Raw genomic sequence first — 14267 nt, 5'->3', positions numbered from 1 at the left:
TCGCTTTCAGCGCACCCGCATGCCTGGCGTTGCACCGGGCCAGGGGTTCAGCACAAAAATCCCTGGGTTCGCCTTCTCGTCACCATGGCTCGCCGCCAGTACCATGCCCTCGCTCACGCCAAACTTCATCTTGCGCGGCGCGAGGTTGGCCACCATCACGGTGTGCTTGCCAATCAGGTCGGCGGGTTGGTAGGCGCTGGCGATGCCGCTGAACACGTTGCGGGTTTTGCCCTCGCCCACATCCAGCGTCAGGCGCAGCAGCTTGGTCGAGCCTTCCACGGCCTCGCAGTTCACGATCAGCGCGATGCGCAGGTCGATCTTGGTGAAGTCGTCGATGGTGATGGCGGGGGCCAGTTCTTCGCCGCCGGGTGCTACTGTTTCAGTAGCTGCCTGCGCTTGATCTGACTGGGCTGGAGGCTCAAACAATGCTTCAAGCTGCTTGATGTCCACGCGCTGCATCAGGTGCTTGTATTCGCCGATCACATGGCCCTGGCCCAGCATCACCTGCGCGCTGGCGAAGGTGAAGGGCTCGACCTTCAAAAAGGCCTCGACCTGCGCGGCCAGCGCTGGCAGCACGGGCTTGAGCAGGATGGTGAGCACGCGGAAGGCTTCGATGCAGGTGGTGCACACGTCGTGCAGGCGGGCTTCCATGCCGTCTTGCTTGGCCAGCTCCCAGGGCTTGTTCTGGTCTACATAGGCGTTCACGCGGTCGGCCAGCAGCATGGTCTCGCGCAGGGCTTTGCCATATTCGCGCTCGGCCAGCAGCTCGATGACCGACGGCGCCACGGTGCGCAGGTGGTCCAGCAGCGCGTCGCCGTCGGCCGAGACTTCGCCGAGCGCGCCGCCAAAGCGCTTGCTGATGAACCCGGCCGCGCGGCTGGCGATGTTGATGTATTTGCCAATCAAATCGCTGTTGACGCGGGCCATGAAGTCATCGGCGTTGAAGTCGATGTCTTCGTTGCGGCTGCTGAGCTTGGTGGCCAGGTAGTAGCGCAGCCACTCGGCGTTCATCGAGAGGCCCAGGTACTTGAGCGGATCGAGGCCGGTGCCCCGGCTCTTGCTCATCTTCTCGCCGTTGTTCACCGTGAGGAAGCCGTGCACGAACACCGAATCGGGCACCTTGCGGCCACTGAACTTCAGCGTGGCGGGCCAGAACAGAGTGTGGAAGGTGACGATGTCCTTGCCGATGAAGTGGTACTGCTCCAGCGCCGGGTCGGCCATGTAGGCGTCGTAGTCCTCGCCGCGCTTGGTCAGCAGGTTTTTCAACGAGGCCAGGTAGCCAATGGGGGCGTCGAGCCACACATAAAAGTATTTGCCCGGCGCGTCGGGGATTTCGATACCGAAGTAAGGCGCATCGCGCGAGATGTCCCAGTCGCCCAGGCCCTCACTCTTCGTGCCGTCGGGGTTGGTGCGCACGGTGAACCATTCGCGCACCTTGTTGGCCACCTCGGGCTGCAGGCGGCCGTTTTGCGTCCAGTCTTCCAAAAAGGCCACGCAACGCGGGTCCGACAGCTTGAAGAAGAAATGCTCCGAGCTTTTGAGCAGCGGCTTGGCGCCCGAGAGTGCGGAGTAGGGGTTGATGAGGTCGGTAGGCGCGTACACGGCGCCGCAGACCTCGCAGTTGTCGCCGTACTGGTCCTTGGCGTGGCACTTGGGGCACTCGCCCTTGATGAAGCGGTCGGGCAGGAACATGTTCTTCTCGGGGTCGAAGAACTGCTCGATGGTGCGGGTTTCGATCAGGCCGTTGGCCTTGAGGCCGCGGTAGATGTCCTGGGCCAGCTCGTGGTTCTCGGGCGCGTCGGTGCTGTGCCAGTTGTCGAAATCGATGTGAAAGCCATCGAGGTACTGCTTGCGCCCGGCGGCGATGTCGGCCACGAACTGCTGCGGCGTCTTGCCGGCCTTCTCGGCCGCGATCATGATGGGCGCGCCGTGGGTGTCGTCGGCGCCGACGAAGTTCACCGCGTTGCCCAGCAGCCGCTGCGTGCGCACCCAGATATCGGCCTGGATGTATTCCATGATGTGGCCGATGTGGAAGTTGCCGTTGGCGTAGGGCAGGGCGGTGGTGACGAAGAGTTTGCGTGCGGATGACGTCATGAAAAGCGGCTTTCTCAGGCGGAACCCGCGATTTTAGGCGTTTCAAGTCCCGTGGTGCTGGCGGGTTCTTTCACGCCGTGTCAGGTGGGAAGGCGGGTGCGCAGCGCGGCGCCGGTGTCTTTCCAGCCAAAGAAGCGGCACACGTCGGCGCGCCGGGCCAGGGTGTCGGCCCGGCCCAGGGCCATCAGCTCCTGGGTGTAGCCCTGTTCGAACAGCAGGTAACTGGCCAGTGCCGCGCCGCGCACGTCGGCCATGTTCGAGGTGACGCCCAGGGCGCCCAGCATGGTGCGCACGGGGCCGGGCAGGTCGCCCACATGGCGGGCGGCGATGGCATCGAGCCGCTGCGAGGGGGCGATGACGAGCAGCTCGACAGGCCGCAGCGCGCTGTGGGTGCGCTTTTCTTCAGGAATGAGCGACAGGGTCTGGTTGATGCGCTGCACGCGCTCCACATCGACCGACAGCGCATCCAGAAAGATGTTGGACAGCGCGTGCCCGGCAATCTGCGCCAGCGAGGGGTAACTGGGGGAGGGCGGGGCGGCGCTGTCGCCGCGGGGCTCGTGCATGCGGCCCGCGCCGATCACCAGCACGCGTTCGGCCCCCAGGTGAATGGCCGCAGCGATGGGTGCCGACTGGCGCATGGAGCCGTCGCCAAAGTATTCGGTGTGGCCGTCGATGGTGATGCCCTTGGCCGGAAACATAAAGGGAATGGCCGAAGAGGCCAGCAGGTGCTCGTGCGTGATGCGGTCGCGCGCCGCCTTGCGCTGCGAGCGCACCCAGGGCTGCACAGCCTGGGCCGATTCATAAAAGGTGACATGCTCGCCCGAGCTGTAGCTCGATGCCGTCACCGCCAGGGCCGTGAGATGGCCCTTTTGTATCAGCCGGGGCAGGCGCATGAGCGGCACCATCTTGGCCAGCAGTTTTTCGAGCGGCGCGTTGTCCAGCAGCGAGCGCGGGCGCAGGCGGCGCCAGCGCGCCAGGGCCCAGCCCAGCGACACCAGCGTGAGCCAGCGCGCACCGCTGCGCATCACCGAGAGCGAGTCGGCGCCATACACCTGGTGCGCATGGAACTGGCGCCATACGCGGGCGATGCGGCGCACGGTGCGGTCGAAATCATCAGCGCCGCAGGCCAGCGCGGCGGCGTTGATGGCCCCCGCCGACGTGCCCGTGATGATGGGAAACGGGTTGGGCTCGCGACCCGCGCCGCACGCCTGGCGCAGGTCGGCAATGGCCTCCAGCACGCCCATCTGGTAGGCGGCCCGCGCCCCGCCTCCGGTAAGCAGCAGGCCCGTGCGGGGTGATGGGGGTTTGGGAGCCTTGGGCGCTGGCGTGCGTGCTGGGGTGGGCGATGGCATGGCGCGGTGCAGCTTTTTTGGGTGGGTGCTGTCGCCGCGTCAGGACTTGGCCAGCAGCAGGGCGGCCAGTGCGTTGTCCTGCACGATGGTGATGCTGTTGTCGCGCGCATACAGCCGGGCGTTGTCACTGAGGCTGCCCTGGGCCAGCACATACAGCCCCGCAGTGGCGCCGCGTTGCTCCATGGCGGCGCGCAGCTCGCGCAGCGGCTCCACGCCATGGGTGGCGGCTTTCCAGCGGCGCGCGCTGGCCAGCGTGGTGCTGCCGCTCTTGGTCAGGCAGAAATCGGCGGCACCGCCGTCGAGTTGCTGCACCTCAAAACCGCCCTGGCGCCACGCGGCGTCCAGGGTGTCGGCAAAGCCGCGCCAGGGCATGGTCTGCGCCGCCTGCAGGGCTTGCGCCACACGCGCCGGGCTGGGCGCGTGCAGCTGCCGCCACGCCGCCATGCAGCCCACCACAAAGATCGGCAGGCCGCCCAGCGCCCCCACCACCGCATATTGCGCGGGCAGCAGGGCAAAGGCCACCAGCGCGATCAGGCCCACCAGCGCAAAGCTGATCCACCAGGGCGAGCGCAGCAGCACGGCAAACAGGGAGTTGGGCGGCATCTTGAATTTCACGGAAGTCCTTTTGTTGTCGGGGTGGTGGGCGGCTGGCGGGCGCAGGCATTGTCCTGCAACGCATGGGGTTGAGTCGCTTGGATAGACTACCCGCCCCACAGGAGTTATTTGAATGGCAGTCACCGAACAAGGCCTTTTGGCCGCGCTCACCAGCGTGCAGGACCCCCACACGGGCCAGGATTTCGTCAGCACCCGCGCCTTGCGCAATGTGCAGATTCATGGCGGCGATGTAGCCTTTGATGTCGAGCTGGGTTACCCGGCCAAGAGCCTGCTGCCCGAGCTGCGCCGCAGCCTGGTGGCCGCCGCCAAGGGAGTGGCGGGCGTGGAGAACGTCTCGGTCAACATCAGCACCAAGGTAGTGGCCCACGCCGTGCAGCGCGGCGTGCAACTGCTTCCGCAGGTCAAGAACATCATTGCCGTGGCATCGGGCAAGGGCGGTGTTGGCAAAAGCACCACCGCAGCCAACCTGGCGCTGGCCCTGGCGGCCGAAGGCGCCAGCGTGGGTGTGCTGGACGCCGACATCTATGGCCCCAGCCAGCCCATGATGATGGGCATCAACCGCCGCCCCGAAAGCGATGACGGCAAGACCATGGAGCCGCTCGAGAACTACGGCGTGCAGGTCATGTCCATCGGTTTCCTGGTGGACCAGGACGAAGCGATGATCTGGCGCGGCCCCATGGCCACGCAGGCGCTGGAGCAACTGCTGCGCCAGACCAACTGGAAAGACCTCGATTACCTCATCATCGACATGCCGCCCGGCACGGGCGATATCCAGCTCACGCTGAGCCAGCGTGTGCCCATGACCGGCGCCGTGATCGTGACCACGCCCCAGGACATCGCGCTGCTCGACGCCAAAAAAGGCATCAAGATGTTTGAAAAGGTGGGCGTGCCCATCCTGGGCATTGTCGAAAACATGGCGGTGCATGTGTGCAGCAACTGCGGACAGGTGGAGCACATCTTTGGCGCCGATGGCGGCAAAAAAATGGCGGCCGACTACGGCATGGACTACCTGGGCGCGCTGCCGCTGGACATGAGCATCCGCCTGCAGGCCGACAGCGGCAAACCCACCGTGGTGGCCGACCCGGATGGCGAGGTGGCGCAGATCTACAAGAAGGTGGCGCGCGAGGTGGCGGTGAAGATCGCCCGGCAGGCGAAAGACTTTTCGAGCAAGTTCCCCACCATCTCGATCAGCAAGAACACCTGAGCGCCGGGCGGATCGGGCGGTGGCCGTGGCGGCTCCGTGCGGTGGGGGCGCGGCATTGACGCGGCTGCAAGCGGCCGCCACACTGCCTGCGGTTGACGCTTTTCGCTTGATGGCCCCATGAAATCCACCCCCGAAGCCCCCACCGTGGCCGCCGTGTCCGTTGATGACATGCGCGAGCGCATCCGCCGCAAAAGCCACCTCAAGGGCCGCCAGCCCGAAGACGCCGCCATGGCCGAGGTGGCGCAGTTGCTGGGCCCGCGCCCGGCCACAGGCTTGCGGCGCGACCTGCTCATTGAGTATTTGCACCGCCTGAATGACCACTTTGGCGTGCTGCACGACCGGCGCCTGGTGGCGCTGGCCCGGCAGATGAATCTGCCCATGGCCGAGGTATACGAGGTGGCCAGCTTCTATCACCACTTCGACATCGTGCGTGGCGACGACGCTGTGGCCCCGCGCCTGGTGCTGCGCGTGTGCGACAGCCTCAGCTGCAGCCTGGCCGGTGCACGCGAACTGTTGGCTGCGTTGCCCGAGCGCCTGCGTGCGATGAACCTGGGTGGAGGGCTGGGCGATGTGCAGGTACAGGCTGTGCCCTGCGTGGGCCGCTGCGAGCAGGCGCCGGTGGCTGTGGTGCACCAGTGCCCGGTGCCGCACGCCACGGTCGATGCCGTGCTGGACGCCGTCAATTTAAAGCCAAATCGGGCTCTGGCGCTTCATCCAAAAGCGCTAGTAGCTATCAATTTTGATGTTGCGACGCTGGCCGGGCAAAGTGTGCCGGTGCAGCCGGACGGGGTCAGCCCCGCCCACACCGACCTCGCCACCTACCGCGCCCACGGCGGTTATCAGACGGCCGCAGCGTTGGTCAATGGCGAGATGGATGCTGAGGCCGTGCTGACCGCCATGGAGAACTCGGGCCTGCGCGGCCTGGGCGGTGCGGGGTTTCCGGCAGGGCGCAAGTGGCGCATTGTTCGGGAGCAAGCCGCTCTTGCCGAGCCCCAGGCCGCCCCAAGCGACACGGGGGCGTTTGGCGGCACGGCCGTGATGGCCGTGAACATTGACGAAGGCGAGCCTGGAACCTTCAAGGACCGCACCTATCTGGAGCGCGACCCACACCGTTTTCTGGAAGGCGTGCTCATCGCGGCCCAGGTGGTGGGCACCGAGTCCGTCTACATCTACCTGCGCGACGAATACCACGGCTGCCGCGCACTGCTGCAGACGGCGCTGGATCACCTGCGCGCCGAGCCACCATGCCCCCTGCCGCACATCGAGCTGCGCCGGGGCGCGGGCGCCTACATCTGCGGCGAGGAGTCGGCCATGATCGAAAGCATCGAAGGCAAACGTGGTGAGCCCCGCATGCGCCCGCCCTACATTGCACAGGTAGGCCTGTTTGGCCGCCCCACGCTGGAGCACAACTTCGAGACCTTGTACTGGGTGCGCGACATCGTCGAGCGCGGCCCGGATTGGTTTGCCAGCTTTGGCCGCCACGGCCGCAAAGGGCTGCGCAGTTTCAGCGTGAGCGGGCGCGTGAAGCACCCTGGCGTCAAGCTGGCGCCTGCGGGCATCACCGTGCAGGAACTCATCGACGAATTCTGCGGCGGCATGGCGGACGGCCACCAGCTCTACGCCTACCTGCCGGGCGGTGCCTCGGGCGGCATCCTGCCTGCCAGCCTGGCCAACATCCCGCTCGACTTTGACACCCTGCAGCCCTATGGTTGCTTCATCGGCTCGGCCGCCGTCATCGTGCTCAGCCAGCACGATCGGGCGCGCGATGCGGCGCTGAACGTGATGCGGTTTTTTGAACACGAAAGCTGCGGCCAATGCACGCCCTGCCGTGCGGGCACGGCCAAGGCGGCGCAACTGATGCAGGTGCCGCAGTGGGACGAAGAACTGCTGGACGACCTGGCGCAGGTGATGGCCGATGCATCCATTTGCGGGTTGGGGCAGGCCGCGCCCAACCCCATCCGCTGCATCCACAAATACTTTGCGCACGAAGTGGGTGCCGGGCCCTGGCCGGGCGACCTGCCCAAGCCGCGCAACAGCCCGCTGGCCGAGCAACTGCCTGGAGGGGCGAAGCCATGAGCGCCGTGTTGACCTCTTGCGCCACACCCGTCGAGCCCGGCGTGGCTTTTGAGCTGGATGGCCAGCCCGTCACCGCCCGCCCCGGCGAAACCATCCTGAAAGCCGCGCAGCGCCACGGTGTGGAAATTCCCCACCTTTGCTACAGCGACGGCCTGCGCCCCGATGGCAACTGCCGCGCCTGCGTGGTCGAGATCGCGGGCGAGCGCACGCTGGCACCCAGCTGCTGCCGTGCCCCGACGCCGGGCATGAAGGTGCAGGCGGCCAGCCCGCGCGCCCGCAAGAGCCAGCAAATGGTGGTGGAGATGCTGCTGTCGGACATGCCCGATATGGGTTACCGGTGGAACGACGAACAGAAAAATACTCCTGAATTAATAGCTGGTAGCGCTTATCCAGAAGGCGCTAGAGGCCAATTTGACTCTAAAACTCCAGAATCGACAGGTCAACACGGTGAGCTGAGCGAATGGGCCACCCGCCTGGGCGTGGCAGTGCGGCCCGCGCTGAAAGCCCTGCGCCGCCAGCAGCCCGCGCCCGATCTGAGCCACCCCGCCATGGCGGTGAACCTGGACGCCTGCATCCAGTGCAACCGCTGCGTGCGCGCCTGCCGTGAAGAGCAGGTCAACGACGTGATCGGCTACGCGCTGCGTGGTGCCGACAGCAAGATCGTCTTCGACCTCGACGACCCCATGGCAGAGAGCATCTGCGTGGCCTGCGGCGAATGCGTGCAGGCCTGCCCCACGGGCGCGCTCAGCCCCAAGACGCACATTGGCTCCCAAAAGGTGGACCGCAAGGTCGATTCGGTCTGCCCGTTCTGCGGCGTGGGCTGCCTCATCACCTACAACGTGCGCGATGAAAAGATCATCAGCGTCGAAGGCCGCGACGGCCCCGCCAACCATGGCCGCCTGTGTGTGAAAGGGCGCTTCGGTTTCGACTACGCCCACCACCCCGACCGCCTCACGGTGCCGCTGATCCGCAAGCCCGGCGTGCCGAAAGAGGTGCAGCCCTACGGTGCCGACTGGCGGGCGGTGTTCCGCGAGGCCAGCTGGGACGAGGCGCTCGATCTGGCCGCCGGCACGCTGAAGTCACTGCGCGACACGCGCGGCCCCAAGGCGCTGGCGGGCTTTGGCTCGGCCAAGGGCAGCAACGAAGAGGCCTACTTGTTCCAGAAACTCGTGCGCACCGGCTTTGGCAACAACAACGTGGACCACTGCACGCGGCTGTGCCACGCCTCCAGCGTGGCCGCGCTGCTCGAAGGTGTGGGCTCGGGCGCAGTGAGCAACCCGGTCAACGACGTGGAGCATGCGGGGCTGATCTTCGTTATCGGCTCCAACCCCACGGCCAACCACCCGGTGGCTGCGACCTGGATGAAGAACGCTGCGAAGCGCGGAGCCAAAATTGTGCTGGCCGACCCGCGCATCACGGACATAGGCCGCCATGCTTGGCGCACGCTGCCGTTCAAGGCCGACACCGACGTGGCCCTGCTCAACGCGCTGATCCACGCGGTGATCGACGAAGGCCTGGTGGATGAGGCATTTATCCGCGATCGCACCAACAATTTCGAGGCGCTCAAGGCCAACGTGATGGGCTGCAGCCCCGAGGCCATGGCGCCGGTGTGCGGCATCCCGGCCGAGACACTGCGCGAGGTGGCGCGTGCGTTTGCGCAGGCCAAGGCCTCAATGATCCTCTGGGGCATGGGCGTGAGCCAGCACATCCACGGCACCGACAACGCGCGCTGCCTGATTGCGCTGTGCGCCGTCACCGGCCAGATCGGCAAGCCCGGCTCGGGCCTGCACCCGCTGCGCGGCCAGAACAACGTGCAGGGCGCGAGCGACGCGGGCCTGATCCCCATGATGTTCCCCAACTACCAGCGCGTGGACAACGCCGGGGCGCACGCCTGGTTCGAGGACTTCTGGGGCACCAAGCTCGATGAAGCGCCGGGCTACACCGTGGTCGAGATCATGCACAAGGCCTTGGCGCCTGACAGCGACCCGCACAAGGTGCGCGGCATGTACATCATGGGCGAGAACCCCGCCATGAGCGACCCCGACCTGAACCACGCGCGCCACGCGCTGGCCAGCCTGTCGCATCTGGTGGTGCAGGACATTTTTTTGACCGAGACCGCCTGGTTGGCCGACGTGGTGCTGCCCGCCAGTGCCTGGCCCGAGAAGACCGGCACGGCCAGCAACACCGACCGCATGGTGCAGATGGGCCGCCGCGCGTTGAACCCGCCCGGTGATGCTCAGCCTGATCTGTGGATCATCCAGCAACTTGCTCGACGGATGGGCCTGGACTGGAACTACGAAGGCGAGGAATCTGGCGTAGCCGCCGTGTACGACGAAATGCGCCAGGCCATGCACGCGAGCATCGAGGGCATCACCTGGAACCGGCTGGAGCGCGATTCGAGCGTGACTTACCCCTGCCTCACCGAAGACGACCCGGGCCAGCCCATCGTCTTTACCGAGAAATTTCCTACGCCCACGGGCCGCCTCACGCTGGTGCCTGCCAGTGGGACGCCGGCGGCAGAGAAGCCCGATGCCGAGTTTCCGCTGGTGCTCATCACCGGCCGCCAGCTGGAGCACTGGCACACCGGCAGCATGACGCGGCGCAGCACGGTGCTGGACGCGATCGAGCCCATGGCCACGGCCTCCGTGCACGGCGACGAACTGGCACGGCTGGGCGTGGCGCCGGGCGCGTTGGTGGGCATCCGCTCCCGGCGCGGCATGGTGAAGGTGCGGCTGCGGCGCGACGACGGCACGCCGCGCGGCACGGTCTTCATGCCCTTCGCGTATGTGGAGGCTGCGGCCAATCTGCTGACCAACGCGGCGCTCGATCCGTTTGGCAAGATCCCCGAGTTCAAATATTGCGCCGTGGCCATCACCGTGCTGCCACCATCAGCGCAATGACGCAGACGAGGGCTTTGCCCGCGGGTGGCCCATGGGGCATTGCGCCGGGGTAAAGTCAGGCCATGTCCACCCCCCGTCCTACTTCTGAAGTCGCCGTTCTGATGCGCCGCGAACGCATTGACAACCGCTGGCAGCCCTGGCGCTGGTCACTGGCCGATGTGGTGCCCCATGAGCCTGCATTTGGCACCGAGCCCCGGCGGCTGCGGCAGGATGAGCGTGAAGAGCTGTGGCTGTTCCCCGGTTTTGCCGTAGAGTTGTTTCGCGACGATGCCGAGGGCTATCACCTGAACCTGGCGTCGCCCGCGCCCTGCTGGTTTGTGATGTGGCGCATGGATGAGGACACCGGCACCAACACACCGCTGGCGCGCCCCGTGGCGGTGAGCCTGAGCTACCACGACGCCGGCCGCTGGCTCGATGCGCAGGAGTCCGTGGAACAGGTGCCAGCCGCCCCCGAAGTGCTGGAAGGCCTGCGCGCCTTTGTAGACGCCCATTACCAGCCCGAGCCCAAGCGCCGCAAGCGGCCCGACAGTTTTAGGTCGCTGCAGGACCGTTTTGGCAACCCCGCGTCGGTGTCTACCGAAAAAATGCGGGGTGGTGGCGGTGGCGGTGGTGCAGGAGGAAACCATGGCTGACGGCTTCCTGGGCCGCTGGTCGCAGCGCAAGCGGGACGTGCGCGAGGGCAAACCGCTGCAGGAACCCGCGCCCGCCCCTGTGCTGCTGGAACCGGCTGCGGCACCGGGCAGCGGCCCGCAGGCAGTGAACGCGCAGGCCGCTCCGGTGCCCGCAACCTCTGCACCGGCAGCGGCCGAGCCGCCGCCCCCCACGCTGGCCGACGCCCAGGCGCTCACCTCTGATTCCGATTTCAAGCCCTTCGTGGCCCGTGGTGTGGCACCCGAAGTGCGCAACGCGGCCATGAAGAAGTTGTTTGCCGACCCGCATTACAACGTGATGGATGGGCTCGACATCTATATCGGGGACTATTCCATTCCCGACCCCTTGCCCGCATCCATGCTGCGCCAGATGGCCAGCGCCCAGTTTCTGGGCTTTTTTGACGACGAGAAAAAAACGCAAGAGTCCGCACCTGTGGCCCAGGGGCCGGTAATGGCCCCTGGAGACGGTCAGACTGGGGATGATGCTGACGCAAGTGTCAGCGAAGGCGTGGCACAGTCGGGGGACTGCACTGAATTACCCAGCACGCCGGTGACGGCCATGCGTTCGCACCCCGGCGAACCGGCCCTGCCTGCCAGCCACAACCCACATGACCACGCTGATCTGCGACTGCAACCAGACGATGCCCCTCAACGCGAAAGCGCTGGGCGAGGCACTGCATGAAAACCTGACCCTTCATTCCACCCTGTGCCGGCGTGATGCCGGCGCATTCCAGCGTGCGATCCAGAGCGGTGAAACCGTTGTGGTGGCCTGCACGCAGGAACAGCGGCTGTTTGCCGACCTGGGGCAGCAGACCGAAGGCGCGCTTTCTCCTATCCGTTTCGTGAACATCCGCGAAACGGGTGGCTGGAGCCGCGACGCCGGCAAGGCCAGCCCCAAGATAGCGGCGTTGCTGGCCGCCGCCCATCTGCCTGAACCCGCCCCGGTGCCTACCGTCACGTTCAAGAGCGCTGGGCGGCTGCTCATCATCGGCGCGCTGGATGCAGCAGAGCAGGCGGCCGCTCTGGTGGCCGATGTGCTGGATGTCACGCTGTTCACCCAGGGCCCCGGCAACGCGGGCGGGGCGCAGGCACGGCGTTTTCCGGTGCTGGGCGGGCGCATCACGGGCCTCGCGGGCTGGCTGGGAGCCTTTGAGCTGCAGTGGGCGGCCGACAACCCGATTGACCTGGATCTGTGCACACGCTGCAACGCTTGCGTGGCCGCCTGCCCCGAAAACGCCATCGGGCTCGACTACCAGATCGACCTGTCCGCCTGCCAGTCGCACCGCGCCTGCGTCAAGGTGTGCCAGGTGGCGGGAGCCATCGATTTCACCCGCGAGGCCGCGGCGCACCAGGAGCGCTTCGATCTGGTGCTCGATCTGCGCCCGGCAGACGCCACCCCCACCTTTTTGCAGCACGCGCTGCCCCAAGGCTATTTCCGCTGGGACGGGCGTGAAATGGGCACGCTGCTGCGCCTGCGCGAGCTGGTGGGCGAGTTCGAAAAGCCCAAGTTCTTTGCCTACAAGCAAAAGCTCTGTGCGCACAGCCGCAACGAAACCGTGGGTTGCAATGCCTGCGTGGACATCTGCTCGGCCGAAGCCATCACCAGCGACAAGAGCCGTCAACAGATCAAGGTGAACCCCAACCTGTGCGTGGGTTGCGGCGCCTGCACCACCGTGTGCCCCACGGGCGCGCTGACCTATGCCTACCCCGGTGCCACCGATCAGGGCCTGAAGCTCAAGACCCTGTTGTCCACTTACACGGCGGCCGGTGGCAAGGATGCCGTGTTGCTGCTGCACAGCCAGGAGTGTGGCCAGGCTTTGGTGGAAGAGCTGGGCCGGGCGGCGCAGCTCAAGATTGCCCACGGGGTTCCGGCGCATGTGCTGCCGGTGGCGTTGTGGCACACGGCCAGCACGGGGGTCGACCTGTGGCTCAGTGCCGTGGCCTTTGGCGCCTCGCAGATCGTGGTGCTGGTCACCAGCGAGGAGGCACCCCAATACCTGGACGGCCTGGAGGCGCAGATGGCGGTGGCCCAGGCCATCCTCAATGGTCTGGGCTATGCAGGCACGCACCTGAAACTGTTGCGCGCGCGCAATCCCACCGATCTGGATGCGGGTCTGCAGGCCCTGTCGCACACCCGCCAGACGGTGCCGGCGGCGGCTGCGCGTTTTGCCGTGGCGCAAGAAAAGCGCAGCACGCTGGAGCTGGCACTCGACCACCTGATTGCCCAAGCCCCAATGCCCGCGGCCCAGCGGCCCGAAGCCATTGCGCTGCCTGCGGCGGGCGCACCGCTGGGCACCATCACGGTCAACAAAGACCGCTGCACGCTGTGCCTGAGCTGCGTGAGCGCTTGCCCGGCCAGTGCACTGCAAGATAACCCGCAGCTGCCACAGTTGCGTTTTATCGAGCAAAACTGCGTGCAGTGCGGCCTGTGCGCCACCACCTGTCCCGAAGACGCCATTGCGCTGCAGCCGCGGCTGCTGCTCACGCCCGAGCGCAGCCAGTTGCGCGTGCTCAACGAAGCCAAGCCCTGGGCCTGTGTGCGTTGCAGCAAACCCTTCGGCACCGTGAAGGCCATTGAGGCCATGCTGGGCAAGTTGTCGGGCCACGCCATGTTCCAGGGCGAGGCACTGGAACGGCTCAAGATGTGCAGCGATTGCCGCGTCATCGACCTGTATTCCTCCCAAAGCGAAACGAAAGTGACCGACCTGTGAGCGATTCCCTCTCCCTGAATCTGGCCGGCAGTTCGGCGCTGGACGAAGAAACCGCGCGCGCCGAGCTGTATGGGCTGCTGGCGCAGCTGTACTACGCCAAGCCTACCCCTGACACCCTGGCGGCACTGCGCGTGGCGGTCACCGAAGCCCCCGCGGCAGGCGGTTTTTTGCAGGAACCCTGGCAGCAACTGGTGGGGGCTGCGCGGGCCCAGGACGACGAGGCCATTGCCGCAGAATTTGACCGCCTGTTCGGTGGCGTGGGCAAGCCAGAAGTGTTTCTGTATGGCTCGCATTACCTGAGCGGATTTTTGAACGAAAAGCCGCTGGTGCGATTGCGCAGCGACCTTGCGGCGCTGGGCCTGGCGCGTGGCGAAGCGATGCCGGAAACCGAAGACCATGTGGCCTATCTGTGCGAAGTGATGCGTTACCTTATTGCGGGTGACGACGTGGCTGTCTGCAACCTGACGGCGCAACGCAACTTTTTTGCGACACATCTGCAGCCTTGGATTTTGCAGTTGTGCGATGCCCTGCAGGGGCAGCCCGCAGCCCACTTTTATGCCGCGCTGGCCCAATTCACGCGGGCTTTTGTGGCGGTGGAAGCGCAGGGCTTCGATATGCTCGACTGATGGTGGGTATCCCTCCAGGTGTTGTTTGCCTCGCGGCTC

At 66.1% G+C, this 14267-nt stretch carries 10 protein-coding genes; 7 read left to right on the top strand and 3 right to left on the bottom strand.

The window, feature by feature from the left end; translation table 11 throughout:
* Positions 1 to 6: 6 nt before the first annotated feature.
* From metG to K226_RS0117880, 3 genes are all read right to left on the bottom strand, one after another.
* Complete coding sequence (metG, locus tag K226_RS0117890) at positions 7 to 2094, bottom strand: methionine--tRNA ligase (protein ID WP_024816095.1); 2088 nt, start codon at positions 2092 to 2094, stop codon at positions 7 to 9.
* Positions 2095 to 2174: 80 nt separating this feature from the next.
* On the bottom strand, positions 2175 to 3446 hold the full coding sequence (locus K226_RS0117885; RefSeq protein WP_024816094.1) for a patatin-like phospholipase family protein: 1272 nt from the start codon (positions 3444 to 3446) through the stop codon (positions 2175 to 2177).
* Positions 3447 to 3485: 39 nt separating this feature from the next.
* On the bottom strand, positions 3486 to 4049 hold the full coding sequence (locus K226_RS0117880; protein WP_024816093.1) for a restriction endonuclease: 564 nt from the start codon (positions 4047 to 4049) through the stop codon (positions 3486 to 3488).
* 124 nt (positions 4050 to 4173) lie between these two features.
* On the opposite strand from K226_RS0117880, the gene apbC reads away from it, so the two are divergent.
* The 7 genes from apbC (at position 4174) to K226_RS0117845 (ending at position 14228) form a co-directional block, all read left to right on the top strand.
* Complete coding sequence (gene apbC, locus K226_RS0117875; RefSeq protein WP_024816092.1) at positions 4174 to 5265, top strand: iron-sulfur cluster carrier protein ApbC; 1092 nt, start codon at positions 4174 to 4176, stop codon at positions 5263 to 5265.
* Positions 5266 to 5382: 117 nt separating this feature from the next.
* A complete protein-coding gene (locus K226_RS0117870; RefSeq protein ID WP_024816091.1) occupies positions 5383 to 7341 on the top strand; it encodes an NADH-ubiquinone oxidoreductase-F iron-sulfur binding region domain-containing protein in 1959 nt (652 codons plus the stop codon).
* Positions 7338 to 10241, top strand: a complete 2904-nt coding sequence (gene fdhF / locus K226_RS0117865) for a formate dehydrogenase subunit alpha (RefSeq protein WP_024816090.1) — start codon at positions 7338 to 7340, stop codon at positions 10239 to 10241. Before K226_RS0117870 ends, fdhF begins: the two co-directional genes overlap by 4 nt.
* Positions 10242 to 10303: 62 nt before the next feature.
* Complete coding sequence (locus tag K226_RS0117860; protein ID WP_024816089.1) at positions 10304 to 10873, top strand: DUF3305 domain-containing protein; 570 nt, start codon at positions 10304 to 10306, stop codon at positions 10871 to 10873.
* Positions 10866 to 11573 carry a DUF3306 domain-containing protein gene (locus K226_RS0117855; RefSeq protein ID WP_035242341.1) on the top strand — a complete coding sequence of 236 codons (708 nt, stop codon included), beginning with the start codon at positions 10866 to 10868 and terminating at the stop codon, positions 11571 to 11573. Before K226_RS0117860 ends, K226_RS0117855 begins: the two co-directional genes overlap by 8 nt.
* Positions 11533 to 13602, top strand: a complete 2070-nt coding sequence (locus K226_RS0117850; RefSeq protein WP_035242338.1) for a 4Fe-4S binding protein — start codon at positions 11533 to 11535, stop codon at positions 13600 to 13602. The genes K226_RS0117855 and K226_RS0117850 overlap by 41 nt, the downstream gene beginning before the upstream one ends.
* Entirely contained in the window at positions 13599 to 14228 is a 630-nt protein-coding gene (locus K226_RS0117845) for a molecular chaperone (RefSeq protein WP_024816086.1), read from the top strand. Before K226_RS0117850 ends, K226_RS0117845 begins: the two co-directional genes overlap by 4 nt.
* The last annotated feature ends 39 nt before the right edge of the window (positions 14229 to 14267 follow it).

Origin of the sequence: Acidovorax sp. JHL-3 (assembly GCF_000526295.1) — a bacterium.
GTDB lineage: Bacteria > Pseudomonadota > Gammaproteobacteria > Burkholderiales > Burkholderiaceae_C > Acidovorax > Acidovorax defluvii.
The sequence above is the reverse complement of the archived record's forward strand: the minus strand, read 5'-3'. Positions and strand labels throughout refer to the sequence as shown.

Excerpts from the sequence above, each read along its gene's own strand:
- metG (WP_024816095.1), bottom strand. The coding sequence starts at position 2,094 with ATGACGTCATCCGCACGCAAACTCTTCGTCACCACCGCCCTGCCCTAC.
- K226_RS0117885 (WP_024816094.1), bottom strand. The coding sequence starts at position 3,446 with ATGCCATCGCCCACCCCAGCACGCACGCCAGCGCCCAAGGCTCCCAAA.
- K226_RS0117880 (WP_024816093.1), bottom strand. The coding sequence starts at position 4,049 with ATGCCGCCCAACTCCCTGTTTGCCGTGCTGCTGCGCTCGCCCTGGTGG.
- apbC (WP_024816092.1), top strand. The coding sequence starts at position 4,174 with ATGGCAGTCACCGAACAAGGCCTTTTGGCCGCGCTCACCAGCGTGCAG.
- K226_RS0117870 (WP_024816091.1), top strand. The coding sequence starts at position 5,383 with ATGAAATCCACCCCCGAAGCCCCCACCGTGGCCGCCGTGTCCGTTGAT.
- fdhF (WP_024816090.1), top strand. The coding sequence starts at position 7,338 with ATGAGCGCCGTGTTGACCTCTTGCGCCACACCCGTCGAGCCCGGCGTG.
- K226_RS0117860 (WP_024816089.1), top strand. The coding sequence starts at position 10,304 with ATGTCCACCCCCCGTCCTACTTCTGAAGTCGCCGTTCTGATGCGCCGC.
- K226_RS0117855 (WP_035242341.1), top strand. The coding sequence starts at position 10,866 with ATGGCTGACGGCTTCCTGGGCCGCTGGTCGCAGCGCAAGCGGGACGTG.
- K226_RS0117850 (WP_035242338.1), top strand. The coding sequence starts at position 11,533 with ATGCCCCTCAACGCGAAAGCGCTGGGCGAGGCACTGCATGAAAACCTG.